This window comes from Secundilactobacillus angelensis (genome assembly GCF_012641075.1).
GTDB classification, from domain to species: Bacteria; Bacillota; Bacilli; order Lactobacillales; family Lactobacillaceae; genus Secundilactobacillus; species Secundilactobacillus angelensis.
Map to the genome: position 1 here is coordinate 36,575 of NZ_JAAXLJ010000001.1, position 19,614 is coordinate 56,188.

Here is a 19,614-nt window from a genome sequence, read left to right on the forward strand (position 1 = left end):
GTCCCAATTGTAAACTTTTATCAACAAAACACAAACGTTTACATTGCCTATAAATTAGAATTTAAAGCGATTTCATAGTTTGGATAGGGTGACAGTTATATCAAGTTAAAAGCCCGAGAAATCATGTTAACTTGGTCACATAAGTTGCCATGAACTGAGTTAAGTTCACAAGTCGACGTTTGACTTTTTGGGTATGGTTACTATAAGTTAGAAAAGTACTAATTGGTATACCCCAGAAATATTTTTTTGAATTTTTTCAGGATTTACAATTTTATAACAGACCTAACGTTGAATTAGGTTGATTGCTAATCATGATCTCAAGGGAGAGTATAAATCATAAAAAGCTGAAAACACCGCCAATCTGGATTAAAGATTGGCGGTGTTTTGATAAGTTAGTCTAAAAATTTAAAAAATGTTGGCCATTCATTCTAAGACCAAGTATCGCTATTCTGCTTAGGCACCTTGTTAACGACTAACTGGTATTTTTAATTCTTCCTCAGTATAAGTTTTAATCAAGTTAAGGAGCCGACTGATATCATCTGCTGAAACTTCACCAATATTACCAATCCTAAAACTATCGCATTTGGAAACCTTACCGGGATAAATGATAAAGCCACGATCTTTTAGGTATTCATAAAATGCTCGGAAGTTAAAGTCAGTGGTTGGAAACTTAAATGATGTGATAATTGGCGATTGAACGGTCTTATCGATGACTAATTCGTAACCAAGATTCTGCATGCCTTCACGCAGGAGAGTCTCGTTTGTCTGGTATCGATGAGTCCGTGCTGTAACGCCACCTTCTTGTTCAAGTTCGCGAAGTGCTTCAGCAAAGGCGTAAACTACGTGAGTTGGGGAAGTAAACCGCCATTTTCCATCATGATCTTCAAAGGTACGGTATTGTGCGTATAGATCCAGTGCTAAGGATCGGGCGTTCCCCTCCGTAGTGCTCAGGGTATTTTTTTTTGCTAACACAATGCTGAAACCGGGGACTCCTTGAACACACTTATTAGAACTGGTAATCAGGTAGTCGACTTTAAATTGGGTTAAATCGATTGGGACACCGCCGAAACTAGACATCGCATCAACTAAAGTGATGATGCCTTTGTCAGCAAGTACAGGGATGATGGATTCAATTGGATTTAAAATGCCAGTAGTGGTTTCACAATGAACCATTGCGAAGTGCGTGACTTCAGGGTGGGCAGCTAAGGCTTTTTCAACTGCATCTAAGGTTACTGTCTGGTCCTCGTCTACCTTGAGGTCAACGTGTGGAATAGCTAGATAATCAGCAATTTCAATCATCCGCTCACCGTATGCACCATTGGCAGCAATGAGCAGGGTGGCATTTTCTTTCGGAACCGCAGTACCGATTGCAGCTTCTACGCCGAAACTACCACTCCCTTGCATTAAAACGGCCGTGTAATCGTCTTCTGAAGCATGACCAACAGTAACCAACTCACGACGGACCCATTGTGTCAGTTCTTTGTAATCGTCATCCCAAGTACCGTGATCAACTAACATCGTCTCTTTAACGGTGAAACTCGTTGTTAGTGGGCCAGGCGTAAGTAACAGCGGCATTTCGTGTTGTTGATCATCAATTGATTCAATCAAGGGAATTAAGTCAGCGATGTTATTGATGATCTCGTCAGCACCAGCTTCTTTTAGAATTGCAGTAGCTCGGGCATGATAACGATCCCGTTGTTCAATGCTAAGGTGAGCAACTTCTTGTTGGGATAGGCCGATGAGATTACCACCGTCGACAACGCCAATCGAGATGGTACCAGCGCTTTTTCCTTCTAATATATCATTAACTGTATCACCGACTTTAATGACGTGAGAAGGGTCGGAGATTCCCATCTTTTTCATTGCAAGTTCAACCATATCGGGCTTGGGGCGACCTATGAGGTTAGTTTGTTCTGATGTGATGTTATAGAGAGGGGCATATCCTTGTTTTGACGCTAACGGTAAAATTCGATCAAGCATTGCTTGAGTGTAGCCGGTAGTCGTTGCTAGTTGAATATGATGAGCCTTGGCAAACTTGATTAATTCTGTCATCCCTGGTTTAAGTTGTGCCGTTTCTGCTAATACCCGGTTAATTTCAACTTGGAACTGAGCGTAAATTTCTTCTGCAGCTTTTGCCAGCGGAACAGTTGGGTGTTTAGTCTCCCAAGAATTTGCAATTTCAGGTGTTTGTAAAATTTTTCGAACGTGGGTCATTTTATCCAAGCCAACGTCTTGACGAATCGTGTCTTCGGTTAACTCAATATCGAATTGAGCAAAAGCTTTTTGAAAGGCAATGATGGGAGCGCGACTGCCATAATCAACAGTCGTACCAGCCCAGTCTAATACAATGGCTTCAATCATAAAGTAATCCTCCAGCTTGATTTTTGAAAGTTTAATTGTTATTGATGAGTAAGGGTACGCAGTCGGTAAGAAATGATTTCTAGCACCAGCGCAAATGCCAAGATCAGGTAAACCATGACGCCGACTTCATGAAAATTGAAATAGAAGCTGCTTGACATGAAAAGCTGATAACCGATACCACCTGCACCAGCTGCCGCCCCAACTGCGATGGCATCGGCAAAGTTGATTTCAAAGCGGATGAACGTCCAACTCAGGTAACTTGGGATCATGTAGGGGATAACGGCTTGGCGGATAATCGCGCTTTTTTTAAGTCCCATCGCCTGCATTGTTTCGATAATCTCTGGCGAAAGTTCATCCATGCTATCTGCATAGACTTTAGTCAAATATGCAACGCTGTGGAAGGTAATGCCAATTACTGCAGCATTGGCTCCCAAACCAAAGACGACACTGTAGATCAAAACCCAAAGAACGGTTGGAATGGCTCGAATAACAGCCATCACGCTTTGAATTCCCAGCACTAACCAGGTGGGAGCTAGTCGCCTAGTACTAGCTAAAGCGAAGAAGAATGCTAGCATCGACCCTATTAATGTGGTTAAGAAAGCCAACAGAATGCTCTGTCCTAACGCTGCTAAGAGCGCAACAAAGGTGGTATTGGCAAGGTGTGGTTGCAGGAACATGATTTTAATATTTTCGGCAAAACTCATGAGAGCGGCGCCTAATTTAAATTGATTCGGGACCATGGTTGGTAGCGTGATTATTGTGAGATAAGTCAGCACAATGATCGTTAGCAGAATTGTTAATCGACGTCGATCTCGAAACCGTAGTGGAATTGAGAATTTAGGCCCAACTGGAACTTGTGTTGGAATTGAAATTTGATTCTCAGGTTTGATCATGACAATAACCTCCCAATCAGGTTGGAAATCAATTCAACTGCGACCACTAAGATGATGACAGACAAAACGACCAAGCCAGCAGCACCATACCTTAAGCTTTTGAAGTAGAGGTTGAAAATAAAGCCGATTCCAGTACCGGTTAGCAGACCAACCAAGGTGGCGTCGCGAACGTTGTTTTCAATCATGTAGAGCACCCAAGACATGAGGGCAACGGCGACCTCTGGTAGCAATCCTTGAAAAATAACTTGTAAGTAAGTAGCACCAGTTGCTTGTAGTGCCTGAATTTTCTCAGTACCAAAGTCCTCGATAGTTTCCATAAAAGCACGGGTTAAAAAGCCCAGTGTCATGAAAAATAGTGCTAGAAAACCAGTTAAATCATTTTGTTTGAACGAAAACAGCAAAATCATTGCCCAAGCCACGATTGGAATGTTACGTAAGAGTGATGAAAAAGCACGGATGACCCAACTAATCGTAATGGCTGGCGTCAAAGTCTTAGCCCCGATGATAGATAAGAAAAGGGAAGCCACAGCGGCACAAGTCGTTGAAGCAACAGCTACCAAAAATGTGCGGAACAGTTGCTTAATAATCTCGTTCCAGTAGCCTTTTGATGCTTCATTGGGGATGAAATTCTGGATCAACCAGATAACTCCGTTCTGAACGTTTAACAGTGAGCGGGTTTGAAAGCCCAATCCAATCGAGGCACCAAGGTAGGCAAGTCCAAGAATGACTAAGATTACGGATAGTCGGAAACGTTTGTTGTTGAAGAAATTGTTGACTTGTTGAACGTCAGAATTCATGGATTGCACTCCCTTCAAGATTGGCATCTTTTTGGTAAATTCGAGCAATTGCTGTGTCAGAGAGTGCCGCGATGCGATCATCGAAAACGACTTGACCATTATTGATGCCAATAACGTGATCAGCGTAGTTGCGAGCAATGTCCACCTGATGTAAGTTGATCAGAACCGAGATACCGTCATTAATGGCCAGATCTCGAAGAATGTCCATGACAGTAATGGTTGATCTCGGATCCAACGATGCGATCGGTTCATCGCATAGAATGATTTTGGGGTGCTGCATTAATGCCCTTGCTATGCCAACTCGCTGCTTTTGACCGCCACTAAGATTACGACATTGCTGATAGGCAAAGTCTTCAAGACCTACTTTTTGTAGAAGTTTTAAGGCTTCCTCTTTTTCTTGGTTAGAGTAAATTGAAAAGATTCCCGTTAAGTTCGATTTAGTTCCTAAACAGCCATGCAACACGTTTTCAATCGCCGTTAGGGGTTCGATTAAATTATAGTTCTGAAAGATCATACCAATTCGGCAGCGAGCTCGGCGCAACTGCGCCCGGTTTAAATCACGCATATTGGTATCATCAAAGAGAATTTCACCATCATCATCACGGATGAGCTGATTGATACTCCGTAAAATAGTTGTTTTACCGGCACCAGAAGGCCCGATAATCACGGTTACTTCACCTGGTCGGATACTAAAGGAAACGTCGGTCAGTGATTTTTTTTCGCCGTCATAACTCTTAGCTAAGTGATTTACAGTTAACATAGAGGCCTTCCTTTCGTCAGTGTCTATTCACCAAGCACTTTATGCGTAGGAGCGTACCATTTATCAGAAATGGCGATAAATTGGGTATCACCATCTTTAGGTAGTAGACTGTGAACCTTAGCATTAGCAGGCGCGAAGAATTTCTTGTCCTTAGCAATCCGAGATGAAGTTAATGCAGCAATGATTTTTTTGGTGTCTGATTTGCTGATCATTTTTGAGTTCACTGCAATGGGTTCGTTTTGGACTGGATAGGCAGCTAGAGCGATGCTCTCTTTACCACGGACGCTGTTAAATGGTGCCGGCGCATTGGCGTTGATCTTGAAGTCAGCACCTGCTTTGGTTGAATCGTTGGTAAACTTACCATATGAAACCAGATCCATGTCATCAAAGGCTGCTACATCGGCATCACCCTTAAGCAAGTTAACGGCTGATCCTTGATGTGAGCCACCAAATAGAACCTTTGAGAAGAACTTCCCGCTTTGCTGTAAATCATCTTTGTTTTTCAGCTTGAAGCTGGTTTGAATGGCACCTGCTGGGATGGCAAAACCAGAGGTCGAGGTGTTAGATACGAATGACATTTTCTTGCCCTTAATTTTTTCAAGACTGTATTTACCGTTAACTTTGTATTGGTTTGCCTTATCTTTAGGCACCATGATGTAACTATGATATTGAGCGTCCTTCAATGTTCCTGATTTGCCGGAATAAGTTAAAATTGGTTCGACTGAAGCGTTTTGCTTATGCGCCTGAATGTAGCTATCCGGACCCATCAGTGCGATTTGGGCTTTGCCAGATGAGATTGCTTGAATGGCAACGTTATAGTCAGTAGTGGTTTTAACGTCAACTTTCTTCCCAGTTGCTTTATGAATCTCATTTGCCAGTGCAGTTCTGGCAGGACCAGCTTCCTTAGCTGAATCACCAGGCAGGAAAACGACGGTGAGGGCTTTAGACTTCTGGTTGCCTCCCGTAGCGTTTGATGAACTACACCCAGCAGCAGCCAGTGATAAACCGATAATACCAGCAGCAAATAAACTTGTTTTAAAAATATTCATGTTAATAACCCCTATCTAATTTGATAGGCTTAATATTAACGGGTGATTGTAAATACAACATAAATCCTTCGTAAATATTTATAAATAACGTGTAAACATTTGGTAAATAAGAACGGAAATGGTATTGTGCGTGCACCGAAAACAGAATTTTGGTGTCGTGGTACACTTAGTAGTATGTTGGAGAATAAGAGATAAATAGCAAATAGGAGGACTCATTATGGCATTCGATTACGATACGGTTGTTATTGGTGGTGGCCCAGGCGGCTTGGCGGTTGCATATGGTTTAAATGCCAGTCAAAAGGTTCTGGTGATTGAGGGGAATCTATGGGGTGGCACTTGCCCAAACTTTGGCTGCGATCCCAAGAAGATGCTGTACGGTGTCGTTGAAGCCAAAAGACAGGTCATCCGTTATCAAGAGAGCGGCCTACCAGCTGCACCCAATATTGACTGGTCAAAAATGATGGCCTTCAAGCGTGGTTACACCGAAAAAGTTCCAACTGGTACCGAATCGGGATTAAAACGTGCTGGAATCGATCATTTGCATGGTACTGCGGCCTTCGTTGATGCACATACTTTACGCGTTGGTGATAAGCAAGTGAGTGGAAAACAAATTGTCATCGCCACGGGTGCTACACCAACTATCCCCGACATAACAGGAAAAGACGCGTTTAAAACAAGTACTGATTTTCTTAACTTAGCACATTTACCTCAAAAAATTGGTTTCGTTGGTGCTGGCTACGTGGCGATCGAACTTGCCAATATTGCGGTAGAAGCTGGCGCAGAAGTCCACGTTTTTCAGCATAACGACCGAGTATTACGTCATTTTCCACAAGAATATACTGAACGATTAAAAGATATTCTGGCTAAAAAGGGCGTTCATTTCCATATGAACACCAATGTGATTGCGTTGAACAAAGAAGGCAGTCAAGTTGAAGCTGCAACTGATAATGGCGATTCTATTAAGTTAAACGCGATATTTGCTGCAGCAGGACGGCGCCCTAATTTAGATCAGCTTAATTTGACGGGGATTGGGGTTGCAGTTGAGTCGCAGGGTGTGAAAGTAGACGATCATCTTAGAACCAGTATTCCATCCATCTACGCCATTGGTGATGCTGTGGCTAAATCAGTTCCTAAATTAACCCCAGTTTCTGGAATTGAGGGACGCTACGTTGCCTCACTAATTGCGGGTGAAACCGATGTGCCGATCCAATATCCAGCGATTCCCCATACGGTGTTTGCGGGACCAGAACTTGCCCAAGTTGGCGTCACTCTTGAGGCAGCAACGAAGGACCCAGACCACTATACAATTAGTGATCAATCAGTTGGCTCATGGTATACCTATAACCGGCTTCGAGATAAGGATGCACACGTAACTACTATCGTTGATAAACCATCTGGAAAATTGGTCGGGGCAGTTGTTTTGGCTGTTAACGCCGAAGAATTGATCAACGATTTTTCGGAGCTGATTACGCACGGAACACCAGCTGAAGAGGCAACCGATTGGACGCCCATTTATCCTAGCGTCTCCAGTGATTTAGGCTACTTTTATTAAATTTATACAGCAAACGGCCCCTTGTATGCGTTATGCGTACGAGGGGTTTATCATGTTAAAATAGAGCATTATGAAATGGGAAGTGGAACGATGGGGAAAGCAGAAGATATTTACAAAAAAATCATGGCAGACCCACAAAACGCTGAATTTACGCGACAGGGAATCGAGCCGTTGTACCATGTGGAGCCAGAAGCAAGAATTTTGATCATTAGTCAGGCACCCAGTCGTAAAGGGCAAGAATCAATGACTTATTGGGATGACCCAAGTGGTGATCGATTGAGAGCATGGATGGGAATGAGCCGCGATGAGTTTTACCATTCTGGGAAATTAGGTGTGGTTCCTTTAGATTTTTATTTCCCGGGAAAAGGTAAACAGGGAGATTTACCACCACGAAAGGGTTTTGCTGAGAAGTGGCATCAACCCGTTCTCGAGCTCATGCCTAACGTTTCCTTAACACTATTAATTGGTGCGTATGCGCAGAAATATTATCTTCAAAAGTGGCGGCAAAAAACGTTAACTGAAACGGTGGCCCACTATAAAGACTATCTGCCAGAATACTTTCCAATTGTGCACCCTTCCCCACTAAATTATGGCTGGATGCACCAGCACTCTTGGTTTGAAGATGAAGTTGTACCAGAATTGCAGGCTGAGGTTAGACGCTTACTGAAAGCGTAGATCGATTGCGGCTGGAAAGCTGGTTATTATCCTTGATTAAAAGTAAGTATTTTTCGTGATTTACTTGAATATTGGGCATATATACGGTAGTCTATATGCCACAATTACTAGAAATGGAGCACAGAATGAACAATCAAGTTTTCTTCGACTTCGATGGTACGATTGCCAATTCCGAACGCGGTATTATTCACGCTGTTAAAAGCATGGTGGATGAACTGAATTTACCTCATTTGTCGGATGTACAGTACCGTTTATTCATTGGGCCAACGATTACCGATAGCTTAAAAAAGTTTTTTCCTTCACTGACTGAGAAACAGGTTAGTACAGCGGTTAAAGCTTATAAGAAAAATTACGAATCTTCGGGTTTATTTGATTTGGAAATTTATCCTGGAATAGAAGATGCACTGACTACTATGAGAGCAGCTGGGTATCAGTTGAATATTGCATCAGCAAAGCCTGAAAGCGTCTTGCGAAAGATTATTGATGAATTTCAGCTAAATCATTATTTTGATGGTATTTATGGTGCAAGTGAGGGCAAAATCAAGCGGATAAAAAAGACTGATATATTGGCTTATGCGATAGAAACAAGTCACGCACAGCGGGATCAGAGTGTTATGGTGGGCGATCGTTATACTGACATGAAGGGTGGTAACGACAACCATGTGAAGACGCTGGGGGTAACGTACGGGTTTGGTGATGCAGCTGAACTTAGAGCCTCAAATGCTTCGGCACTAGTATCTACCCCTGAAGAGCTGCCAGCTGAAGTGGCGAAGTTATTGGGTGAACGAAGGTAAGGCGTACTGTATCAAAGTACCTCTTTCTTCATCAAATTTAAGATGATTGATAATGAGTTAAACCGGGGTGGTACTAGTGATTGAATTGATTAATGTAAATAAGGAATATCAAGATCAACATGCACTTGATCACCTAAGTCTCACCATTAATGATGGTGAATTGTTTGTGCTAGTTGGACCTTCTGGTAGTGGGAAAACAACCCTGTTAAAAACCATTAACCGGTTAGTTGTACCAACTTCCGGACAGGTGAAAATTGATGGTAAGGACGTTGCTGATACCAACGTCCAGGAATTGCGACGAGAGATTGGGTACGTGTTGCAGACTGGCGCGCTTTTCCCTAATATGACGGTGGCAGAAAACGCCAGTGTTCAATTGGATAATTTGAAGTGGCCAGTAGAGAAAAAGCGGGTAAGAATCGCGGAATTAATGACTGCCGTTGGACTTGATCCAGATCATTTTCTCGGTCGGATGCCCAGCGAGCTTTCAGGGGGTGAAGCCCAGCGAGTTGGAATCGTTCGGGCATTAGCCAGCAAGCCGGGGCTTGTTTTGATGGATGAACCGTTTAGTGCACTGGACCCAGTATCACGTCGGCAGTTACAGCAAATTGTGATCAATCTACATCAAAATTTAGATAGTACCATTGTGTTCGTGACCCATGATATGCATGAGGCGTTACGATTAGCGGACCGCATTGCTGTCGTTCATGATGGCAGGTTACAGCAGGTGGGTACTCCCACTGAAATACTATCTGAACCAGCCAATGCGTTTGTCAGCAACTTCTTTGCGGATGAACAGCAGACTGATCAGCTGTTAGGGCAAGTTTTGGCAGCTGGTTTTGGTCGGCCAGTTCAGCCGGGTGATCTTGGCAAGAAGATGGTGAAAGGTCAGAGTATTTTTGAATGGGCAACCACACTGCAAAGTTCACAGTTAGACCAAGTTATTGTAGATAACAAAGTGCTGACTGATCATGATTTAATCGATTATTTAGCATCGCTTGAAACGGAAGGTGACAGTCATTAGTCAACTCATAAGTTATGTCAATAAGAACCACAGTGACTTATTGCAGGCTTTGTGGCAACATATCTCAATTTCTATTATCAGTATGTTGATTACAATTCTGATTGCCATTCCACTTGCGGTAGCACTGATCAACCATCGGCGGATTGGTGAGTTTTTCCTGCAAATTACCGGTATTATTCAAACCATTCCTAGTTTGGCGGTATTGGGAATTCTGATTCCGTTTGTGGGGATTGGGACTGTTCCTGCGATTATCGCTTTAGTTTTATATGCTATTATGCCCGTTTTTCAAAATACTTATGCTGGGCTGACCAATATTGATCCAGTATTATTAGAAGCCGCTGAAGCTCTTGGTGTCACACCGAGATTCAAATTGTTTAAGGTCGAACTGCCCTTAGCGATGCCGATGATTTTGTCTGGTATTAGAATCGCCACCGTATTAGTCATTGGAACGGCAACTTTAGCCGCTTTAATCGGTGGCGGTGGACTGGGTACCTATATTTTACTTGGTATTCAGACGAATAATAATACCGCGCTTTTGGTAGGTGCAATTTTGTCAGCAGTTCTGGCGCTACTTGCCAATTGGTTGATTGAAGTTTTAGCCAAAGTGCCGTTAAAGCGTCTTGGCATTGGCACGTTAGTCTTAGTGATTATCGGGCTTGGTGGAACCTTAGGAAATAAACTATTAAAACCACAGACCGAAACGGTTGTTATAGCCGGTAAACTAGGCGGCGAACCGGAAGTCTTGATCAACATGTATAAGGATCTTATCGAACAAAATGATTCGAATGTCAAAGTAACGTTGAAACCAAATTTTGGTGGCACGAGCTTTCTCTTTAAGGGGCTTCAAAGCGGCAAGATTGAAATCTATCCGGAGTTTACCGGCACAATATTGCAAACTCTAGTCAAGGGTAACAAAGAAGTTAATCGGAACCCTCAGACTGCGTATCAAAATGCCAGAGATGAAGTTGACACACAATTTGGGATGACTTATCTGAAACCAATGGCATATCAAAATAACTATGCGGTTACCGTTCGACAGGATACGGCAACGCGGTATCATTTGAAAACTATTTCAGACTTAACGCAGGTTGCCGGACAGCTTTCTGGTGCGTTTGATCCGGACTTTTATCAGGAGAGTAATGGCTATCCTGGACTAAAAAATACGTACGGATTGCACCTTAAGTCTGCCAAGACAATGGAACCGTCACTGCGTTATGAAGCGCTGGCGAATAAGCGGGTGGACGTGACGGATGGTTACACTACTGACCCGCAAATTAAGGAGTACCACCTCGTTGTTCTCAAGGACAACAAGAGCTTCTTTCCAACCTATCAAGGGGCGCCGTTAATGAAAAATAGCTTTGCTAAGCGGCACCCTCGTATTGTGAAACAACTAAACCGGTTAAGCGGTAAAATTTCAGTGTCGGATATGCAATCCATGAATTACCAAGTGACAGTTAAGCATCGGAAGGCGTCTGTGGTTGCCCGACAATACTTGGTAGCACACCAATATTTCAATTAGCACAAAACACCAAGTTATACTGTGAAAACAGTCGAACTTGGTGTTTTATTTTAGGTTCTCCAAATTATTTCTTTTACTCATCTAACTTTTACTTGTATTTTTTATTTATGGTGGTAATATAAGTTCTGGTAATTGAGCGGGTGCTCAACAATAATAAATGAACTGCTTTGAATGTTTGGATCAAGGAAATGATAACTTGATATGGGCTTAAACACAGCTGCTTAATTTTATATCAAATTTGGATTTCAATGACCAACCGAATTTCTAAGCCAATAGAAAAGAGGTTTTTAATGATGAAAGATACAGAGAAACATAACTTCGTCCAAGGTGTTAACAGTGAAGGCAAGAGCCTTGATGAAGTGAATGGATCAGTTGAAGTCCCGACGAACGGGGGCTTCTGGAAAACATTGATGGCTTATACGGGACCTGGTATCCTGATTGCCGTTGGTTACATGGATCCAGGTAACTGGATCACGTCAATTGCTGGTGGTGCACAGTTTAAGTACAAGCTATTAGCAGTTATTTTAATTTCTAGCTTGATTGCAATGCTATTGCAGGCCATGTCAGCTAAATTGGGGATTGTCACGGGTAAGGACTTAGCTCAATTGACTCGTGAGCATACCAGTAAGGCTGGCGGTTTTATTCTATGGCTGATTGCTGAATCCGCAATTATGGCAACGGATATTGCCGAGATTATTGGTTCCGGGATTGCCCTTAAGCTGCTGTTTAAGATTCCGTTAGTTGTTGGTATCCTGATTACAGCTGCTGACGTTTTGATTTTACTGTTACTGATGAAGTTAGGCTTTAGAAAGATTGAAGCCATCGTGGCCACGTTAGTAGCTGTTATTCTACTAGTGTTCGCTTATGAAGTTGCTTTGTCGGATCCTAGCATTGCTGGAATTCTTGGTGGCTATATCCCCCAAACTGACATCGTGACTAATCATTCGATGCTATACCTGTCCTTAGGGATAGTTGGTGCGACGGTTATGCCCCATGATTTATATTTGGGGTCATCAATTTCGCAAACCCGGCAGCTTGACCGTTCAAAACCAAACGATATTGCGCGTGCAATTAGATTTTCAACGATTGATTCTAACCTGCAGTTGTTCATCGCCTTCATCGTTAACAGTTTACTGTTGATTCTTGGTGCAGCGCTGTTCTTTGGTACGAACAGCTCATTGGGGCACTTCGTTGATTTATTCAATGCTTTAAGCAACAGCCAAATTGTTGGTGCAATCGCTAGTCCAATGCTCAGTATGTTATTCGCTGTGGCACTGTTGGCTTCAGGTCAAAGCTCCACGATTACCGGGACGTTAGCTGGACAGATTATCATGGAAGGTTTCATTCGTCTGCGTATTCCGTTATGGGCTCAAAGATTAATTACGCGTTTACTATCAGTCACACCAGTACTGATCTTTGCGATTATCTACCACAGTAACGAAGCTAAGATTGAGGATTTACTAACAGTTTCACAAGTTTTCCTCAGTATTGCATTGCCGTTTGCGGTCATTCCACTCGTAATGTTCACTAGCAGTAAAAAAATCATGGGTGAGTTTGCTAACCGGGCATGGGTAAAATACTTGGCTTGGCTAGTAACAGCTGTTTTGATTGTATTGGATATCTATCTTCTCGGACAGCAAATTGGTGAAATGATTGGTTAAAACTCTAGAGGCAGATTTCAGTGATCAATTGAGAGTCTGTCTCTTTTTAATACCGAAAAAGGTGACAAAGTGGGGATTAAACGATGAGTAAAAATGAGACCAAGAGCGATCAGCACAAAGAGAGAATCTTAAATATTTCCCGGGAAATGTTTGCCCAAAATGGTTATGAAGCAACCACCACCCGGATGATTAACCAAGCAGCGGGAACGGCAGAGGGGTTAATGTATTATTATTTTCCACATGGGAAGCATGAAATATTAGATACCATTGTTCATCAAGGCATTATTAATCGGGTCAGTGAGTTACAGGCGGAGTTCAGTGAGTGTAGTACGAAGACTGATCTTGAAGAGGAATTGATGCTGATGTTTGATAATATCTGGCAAGTTTTCCAAGATGAAGAGAATTATCAGTCATTTGTGATTACAATTCATGAACGAACGTTACTGTCTAATGATCAAGCAGATTGGTTGCTTCAAGTTTTGGAGGGACTCGTTGACGAGATTGCTAAACAGTTAAAAGCTGCGCCAGTATTACAGTCAAGACCAGATAGCCAGTTCGGACCATTAGCACGTGTGATTGTGTCGATTTTTCAAAAAGTTATTTATGATGAACTGCTGATTAAAAACAACCGACAGTTAACTCAGCAAATGAGAGATCAGATTAAACCTCAGTTAAGTGTGGTACTTTAACTGTGAATAGGTTAATGAGAGCATGATTCTTAGGGATTGTCTAAGAGCATGCTCTTTTGCATTTTTTTGTGTCAGACTGGTATACTAGAATGTGATTGTGCTAAGGAGGCTAACATGTTACATACTATTTTAATCACAGTTTATTTAATTTTAGCTGGTGCCATTGCCGGTTTTTTGAGTTCTGTAGCTGGTCTTGCTTCCTTAGTCTCATATCCGGTTTTGTTAAGTGTAGGTGTGCCACCGGTAAGTGCAGATGTAACGAATACTGCAGCCCTCATTTTTACTGGGTTGGGCTCGACGATGTCTTCTACTAAGGAACTCAAAGGGAATCGTACAACAATGTGGCACGTTGGGCTTTTAACGGCACTGGGAGGCATTGTTGGCTGTTTGATTTTAGCTTTTCTACCATCATCGAGTTTTGAACATGTGGTGCCTTTTCTGATTTTACTAGCGGCAGTGATGATGATGGTTTCTGGTAAAGAGAAAGCCACTGTTAAAGCAGCGCAACCGACGAAATTATGGATTCAAATAGCCAGAAATATCGCCATTTTTTTGGTGGGTATTTATATTGGTTATTTTGGTGCTGCAGCAGGAATTTTCCTACTCGCCATTTTGACTGTGACACTCACCAAACCCTTTGTGGTCAGCAATGCTATTAAGAACTTTTCATCGTTGCTCACGAATGTCATTTCATTGGTCATTTATGCTTTTACAATTAAGGTTTATTGGCTAATGGCGGTTCCCCTTGCTGCAGGCATGTTTATTGGCGGGTACGTGGGTCCAGTCGTTATTCGCCACGTCCCGGTTAAACTACTCCGTGGCCTAATTACAATTGCGGCATTCGGCTTATCTGGCTACTTATTCTACACAGCATACTTTGTTAAATAAGGTCTATTGACAAGTTCATTCAGTTCCCGTATGCTGATTGAAGTTAATTAATCGCTAATAGCTTGATCATCATCGGGTGGTCATGATAGGCAGCTACTCTTAGTCGCAGATGCAACGTTTAGAGACGTTGAAGACTAGAGCGGGTGCCTTTTTCTATGCGAATTGAAGGGGAGTTTATTATGCTGTCAGTTGTTTTGCGAGGTATGCTGATCAGTTTTGCACTGGTTTCATCAATAGGTATGCAGAACCTCTTTGTTTTTAACAGTGCCATGGGAAACCGTATGCGGCGGGCACTGTTGATTTGTACTTTTGTGTGGGTGGCGGATACTTCTTTAACCACCGTGGCTTTTCTGGGAATGGGTGCATTGGTGAGCCGTTACCTGTGGCTTAAAATTCTGATCATGCTGCTGGGTGGCGTGATTGTCGTGTGGATGGGCTTCGGTGTCTTACGGTCTGCTAGTCAAATTGAACTCGGGAAAAACGATTCGCAGATGCCGTTAAAAGACGCATTTGCCAGTGCCTGGATAGTGACGTTTGCCAATCCTCAGGCGATTATTGATACTGGTGTCACGATGGGTGCGTTAAGAGGGACGTTGACCAATGATCAAGTACTACCCTTCCTGGGTGGCATTATTCTAGCCACAGCGATTTGGTTCTTTGCGATTACCCTGATTATCGGTATTTTGAAGAATCGATTGCCTAAGCGAATTTTGATGTGGATCAACATTATTTCAGGTGTCATTGTGCTGGGCTATGGTGTTCTACTAATCATCAATGCGTTTCGACTCATTTTTTAAAGACAAAAACAGCCTTGAATCAAGACCGATAGCGACTTGTTATCGAGTTTGATTCAAGGCTGTTTATTATTGATCAGGTAAAGGCCCATGTTTTCGAGCATTAATCTACAACTAAAAGAATGAAAACGGAGTTGAATCAATTACCTGCTGGTTGCTAAGTAATCGATATTTTGTTGTTGACAAATGTAAACGAAGCTCTTATCATATAGTCAAGGTTTACAAGTGTAAACGTAAAATTAAAAATACGGAGGCCTTTAAAATGATTAGAATTCTAGTCTTAATAGTTGGTTTACTACTGATTGGGTTCATTGCTTGGTGGTTCTTTGGTAAACATGCCGTAGCAACCGAAACAGCTAGTGTTACCAATGATGTACAGGAGATTGATGTGGATGTTAATGGTGGCTATTCACCCGAAAAAGTTGTTTTGAAGAAGGGCGTTCCGGCTGTGTTGAACTTCACGCGTCGGGATCCTTCAACTTGTTTGGACCGGGTAGTTTTCCCTGATTTTGGAATCAACCGTGAGTTGCCAAAGGGTGAGAAACAGGCGATTCAGATTGACACTAGTCATCCTGGCGAGTTCCAGTGGGCCTGCGGAATGGATATGTTTCACGGTAAATTAATCATTAAATAGTCCATATACGGCCACGTTTATTAAGCTGTCTAGGTTCGGAACAAAATTTGGGGAAAGTGGTGAACAAGGATGTCAATCGCAAGTCGGTTTTGGATCTCGTTGATCCTGTCGTTGCCAATGTTAGCAGAAATGATTTTTCACCCGTTTGGCTGGATGTTACCTGGTGGCGAATGGACCATGCTGGTGCTAACCACAATTATTATGGCCGTTTCAGCTGGGCCATTTTGGCAAAGTGCTTGGGCGTCGTTTCAAAAGCATCATTCTAATATGGATACGTTAGTCGCTATTGGGACGGCAACGGCGTATTTTTACAGTATCTATGCCATGATGACCCACCAAGCAGTTTTCTTTGAAAGTGCGGCCTTTGTCACCACTTTCGTACTGCTGGGACAAGTATTCGAAGAGCGGATGCGCAATAACGCTTCTAATGCCGTGGATAAACTCGTTAATCTGCAGGCCAAAGAAGCTGAGGTTTTGAAAAACGGTGAATTGGTCAAGATTCCTCTCAGCGAAGTGACAGTTGGCGACTTGATCCGGGTTAAGCCAGGTGAAAAGATTGCTGTTGATGGTGTCATTACCGAGGGTAGTTCGGCCATCGACGAATCCATGGTGACCGGCGAAAGTATGCCCGTTGAAAAAGGTAAGGGTGATCGCGTGATTGGTTCGACGCTTAATAGCAACGGGACCTTCATGTTTAAGGCTGAAAAAGTCGGCAGTGATACGATGCTGTCTCAAATTGTTGAATTAGTAAAAAAGGCACAGAATAGTCACGCACCGATTCAAAAATTAACGGATCAAGTTTCCAATATTTTTGTTCCCATTGTCCTGATTATTTCGATTTTAACCTTTTTGGTTTGGTACGTTTTACTTGGCGCCAGTGTGGCAAACGCACTAATTTTTGCTGTTTCTGTAGTGGTGATTGCTTGCCCATGTGCTTTAGGGCTAGCAACTCCCACTGCCTTAATGGTAGGAACCGGTCGTTCTGCTAAAATGGGTATTCTTATTAAAAATGGTGAAGTACTTGAAGCAGTTAACGATATTACTACGGTAGTTTTTGACAAAACTGGTACGATTACGATGGGGAAACCGGAAGTGACCGATATTGTGGGTGATCAAAAACAGATCTTACCATTGGCTGCTAGTTTGGAATCCAACTCGGAACATCCGTTAGCTGCCGCGGTCTTGACTAAGGCGAAAGCTGCCGGTGTTAAAGTCACACCTGTAACTGAATTTCAAGCCATTGAAGGTAAGGGCGTGCAAGCATTGGTTAATGATCAAATGGCATTTGTCGGCAATGATAAGCTCTTAGCGGATCATGCAATTACCGCTGAATTAAAGCGGACAGCAGTCAAATTGCAAACGGCCGCTAAAACGGTTGTTTACGTGGGCCTAGGTACTCAGGTGATTGGATTGATTGCGATTCAAGATACCCCAAAAGCCACTTCCAAGGAAGCGATTGCCGCGTTGAAGACACGGGGACTTAAAACCGTCATGCTAACCGGGGACAACGAGCGGGTAGCAAAAGCCATTGCTGATCAGGTCGGTATTGATTCAGTTATTGCGGATGTCTTGCCTGCAGATAAAGCTGATCATGTAAAGGCGTTGCAGAAATCGGGTAAGGTTGCTTTTGTTGGTGATGGTATCAATGATGCACCGGCATTGACAGTAGCGGATGTTGGTATTGCCATGGGTTCTGGGACTGATATTGCCATTGAATCTGGCGGTATCGTCCTAGTTAAGAATGATTTACGTGACGTCGATCTGGCGTTAGCTATGAGTCGCAAAACATTCAGTAGAATTAAATTGAATCTATTCTGGGCGTTTGTTTATAATGTGTTGGGGATCCCGGTAGCTGCAGGTGTGTTCTACGCTATTGGTCTAACACTGAGTCCTGAATTAGCCGGCCTGGCAATGGCATTTAGCTCACTGTCAGTTGTCACTAGCTCAGTACTCCTGAACCGTGCTAAGATTACGACTAACGTTTCAGAAATCGCTTAAAGTAACGTTCTCATCGAAGCAATCTAACTGTACTTAGATTGCTTTTTTTGATATAAACAATGTGATAACTCTCAGTAATTTCCCATTTTTCTCAAAATACAGACCGGTATAATGTTTCGAGTAAACTGTTGAAAGTAGGAATTGATTTTGAAATCAAATGAACCATCACCAAAGGGAAACTTTATTGGTCTATTGCCACTAATTTTCTTTCTGATCCTTTACATTAGTTCCGGAATTCTCACCGGCAGCTTTGACAATATGCCATTGCTGGTTGCCATGATGCTAGCGAGCATCGTTGCCTTCCTACTGAAAGGTGATAATCGTAAGGATAACTTCAACGATAAATTAACCGTTTTTTTTAAGGGTGCTGGCCAGGAAACGATGATCCTCATGATTATTATTTTCCTGTTAGCTGGGGCGTTTTACTACGTGACTAAATCGATGCATGCGGTAGAAACAATCACTGATATTGGCTTAACTTATTTACCTAAGTCATTTTTAGTCCCTGGCGTTTTCATTCTTGGGTGTATCCTGAGTTTCGCAATGGGAACTTCAATGGGAACCGTAGCAGCTTTGATGCCGATTGCAGCTAGTATTGCGCAAATGGCACATATTAGTATGCCGCTCATGGCGGGTGTCGTGGTTAGTGGCGCCATGTTTGGCGATGATCTATCGCTGATTTCCGGATCCGCCATTGTGTCCGCTAAGACTCAGGGCGTGACGATTTTTGATAAATTTAAAACCAATGCGGTCATGGTTGTTCCTGCAGTGCTGATTACTATTGCGCTGTTAATGACCGTGCACGTTGGTCACGCCGATGTTGGTAGTTTGGACACTATTCATTGGCTCAACATATTGCCGTACATCGTTGTGATCGCACTATCCTTTATGAATATTAATGTGTTGCTCGTACTGTTAATGGGAATTATCACGGCAACAGTGATTGGAGTGAGTGCGGGAACCTTTGACATGATAGGTGCACTGGATTCTATTCACAAAGGGATGTTATCCATGGCGGATATTTCCCTGATTTCCATTGTTGTTGGTGGTCTGGCGGCCTTAATGACGCACATGGGTGGCATTCAGTGGCTACTTAATAAAATCACGAAGCATGCAAATGGCGCATTCGGTGGCAAGTTTGCCATTGCCTTTTTGATTCTGCTGTTAGATTTGATTACCACCAATAATACCGTTTCAATTATGATCGCGGGACCAATATCCAAAGACCTCTCCGATACTTATCACATTTCTAAGTCGTATACGGCCAGTATTTTAGACGTATTCTCCTGTGTGGGGCAAGGGTTGATTCCCTACGGTGGGCAATTATTAATGGCTGGTGCTATTGCCCAGGTTTCAGCTGCGTCAATTGTGCCGTATAGCTGGTACTGCATGGTGCTAGGTGTCGTTTCAGTTCTTTTTCTAGTGAGTCGGTTCTCGCCTAAAGAAGCCCGATTGAGAATGTGAATAATTTGAATCAAGCCAAAAAATAGTCTGACTTCTACTTCAAGGGTAGAAAATCAGACTATTTT

17 protein-coding genes and 1 pseudogene are annotated in these 19,614 nt (G+C 42.7%); 12 read left to right on the plus strand and 6 right to left on the minus strand.

The genetic code is table 11. The annotated features are described in order from the left end of the window. Positions 1-465 precede the first annotated feature (465 nt). The 6 genes and pseudogenes from phnW to HC026_RS00180 form a co-directional block, all read right to left on the minus strand. Positions 466-1,575, minus strand: a complete 1,110-nt coding sequence (gene phnW / locus HC026_RS12770) for a 2-aminoethylphosphonate--pyruvate transaminase (RefSeq protein WP_232843551.1) — start codon at positions 1,573-1,575, stop codon at positions 466-468. A gap of 39 nt (positions 1,576-1,614) precedes the next feature. Next, positions 1,615-2,361, minus strand: a pseudogene (gene phnX / locus HC026_RS12775) (phosphonoacetaldehyde hydrolase); the annotation flags it as partial. A 38-nt stretch (positions 2,362-2,399) separates the two neighbouring features. Continuing rightward, positions 2,400-3,254 (minus strand): PhnE/PtxC family ABC transporter permease, encoded by an 855-nt coding sequence (locus HC026_RS00165; RefSeq protein ID WP_168923954.1) that lies wholly within the window; start codon positions 3,252-3,254, stop codon positions 2,400-2,402. Next, complete coding sequence (locus HC026_RS00170; RefSeq protein WP_168923955.1) at positions 3,251-4,051, minus strand: ABC transporter permease subunit; 801 nt, start codon at positions 4,049-4,051, stop codon at positions 3,251-3,253. Before HC026_RS00170 ends, HC026_RS00165 begins: the two co-directional genes overlap by 4 nt. Next, on the minus strand, positions 4,041-4,811 hold the full coding sequence (gene phnC / locus HC026_RS00175) for a phosphonate ABC transporter ATP-binding protein (RefSeq protein ID WP_168923956.1): 771 nt from the start codon (positions 4,809-4,811) through the stop codon (positions 4,041-4,043). Before phnC ends, HC026_RS00170 begins: the two co-directional genes overlap by 11 nt. Positions 4,812-4,834: 23 nt before the next feature. Further along, the gene (locus HC026_RS00180; protein WP_168923957.1) at positions 4,835-5,860 is read right to left on the minus strand and encodes a phosphate/phosphite/phosphonate ABC transporter substrate-binding protein; all 1,026 of its coding nucleotides are present in this window, start codon (positions 5,858-5,860) and stop codon (positions 4,835-4,837) included. Between the two features lie 217 nt (positions 5,861-6,077). On the opposite strand from HC026_RS00180, the gene HC026_RS00185 reads away from it, so the two are divergent. The 12 genes from HC026_RS00185 to HC026_RS00240 all read left to right on the plus strand — a co-directional run bounded on the left by HC026_RS00185 (position 6,078) and on the right by HC026_RS00240 (position 19,549). Then, a complete protein-coding gene (locus HC026_RS00185) occupies positions 6,078-7,412 on the plus strand; it encodes a dihydrolipoyl dehydrogenase family protein (protein ID WP_168923958.1) in 1,335 nt (444 codons plus the stop codon). Between the two features lie 90 nt (positions 7,413-7,502). Next, a complete protein-coding gene (locus HC026_RS00190) occupies positions 7,503-8,087 on the plus strand; it encodes a uracil-DNA glycosylase family protein (protein ID WP_168923959.1) in 585 nt (194 codons plus the stop codon). Positions 8,088-8,212: 125 nt separating this feature from the next. Continuing rightward, positions 8,213-8,881: an HAD hydrolase-like protein gene (locus HC026_RS00195; protein WP_232843541.1), complete on the plus strand. Its 669-nt coding sequence runs from the start codon at positions 8,213-8,215 to the stop codon at positions 8,879-8,881. Positions 8,882-8,957: 76 nt separating this feature from the next. Next, positions 8,958-9,902 (plus strand): ABC transporter ATP-binding protein, encoded by a 945-nt coding sequence (locus tag HC026_RS00200; RefSeq protein ID WP_168923960.1) that lies wholly within the window; start codon positions 8,958-8,960, stop codon positions 9,900-9,902. Continuing rightward, positions 9,898-11,421 carry an ABC transporter permease/substrate-binding protein gene (locus HC026_RS00205; protein ID WP_240890992.1) on the plus strand — a complete coding sequence of 508 codons (1,524 nt, stop codon included), beginning with the start codon at positions 9,898-9,900 and terminating at the stop codon, positions 11,419-11,421. The genes HC026_RS00200 and HC026_RS00205 overlap by 5 nt, the downstream gene beginning before the upstream one ends. A 290-nt stretch (positions 11,422-11,711) precedes the next feature. Further along, positions 11,712-13,082, plus strand: a complete 1,371-nt coding sequence (locus tag HC026_RS00210) for an Nramp family divalent metal transporter (protein ID WP_408640952.1) — start codon at positions 11,712-11,714, stop codon at positions 13,080-13,082. Between the two features lie 83 nt (positions 13,083-13,165). Further along, on the plus strand, positions 13,166-13,771 hold the full coding sequence (locus HC026_RS00215) for a TetR/AcrR family transcriptional regulator (protein WP_168923961.1): 606 nt from the start codon (positions 13,166-13,168) through the stop codon (positions 13,769-13,771). A gap of 114 nt (positions 13,772-13,885) precedes the next feature. Then, on the plus strand, positions 13,886-14,659 hold the full coding sequence (locus tag HC026_RS00220; protein ID WP_168923962.1) for a sulfite exporter TauE/SafE family protein: 774 nt from the start codon (positions 13,886-13,888) through the stop codon (positions 14,657-14,659). 155 nt (positions 14,660-14,814) lie between these two features. Further along, positions 14,815-15,456, plus strand: a complete 642-nt coding sequence (locus tag HC026_RS00225) for a LysE/ArgO family amino acid transporter (protein WP_232843542.1) — start codon at positions 14,815-14,817, stop codon at positions 15,454-15,456. Between the two features lie 259 nt (positions 15,457-15,715). After that, entirely contained in the window at positions 15,716-16,087 is a 372-nt protein-coding gene (locus HC026_RS00230; RefSeq protein ID WP_168923963.1) for a cupredoxin domain-containing protein, read from the plus strand. Positions 16,088-16,156: 69 nt separating this feature from the next. Beyond that, on the plus strand, positions 16,157-18,085 hold the full coding sequence (locus tag HC026_RS00235) for a copper-translocating P-type ATPase (RefSeq protein WP_168923964.1): 1,929 nt from the start codon (positions 16,157-16,159) through the stop codon (positions 18,083-18,085). Between the two features lie 147 nt (positions 18,086-18,232). Beyond that, positions 18,233-19,549 (plus strand): Na+/H+ antiporter NhaC family protein, encoded by a 1,317-nt coding sequence (locus tag HC026_RS00240; protein ID WP_211089346.1) that lies wholly within the window; start codon positions 18,233-18,235, stop codon positions 19,547-19,549. Positions 19,550-19,614: the final 65 nt, after the last annotated feature.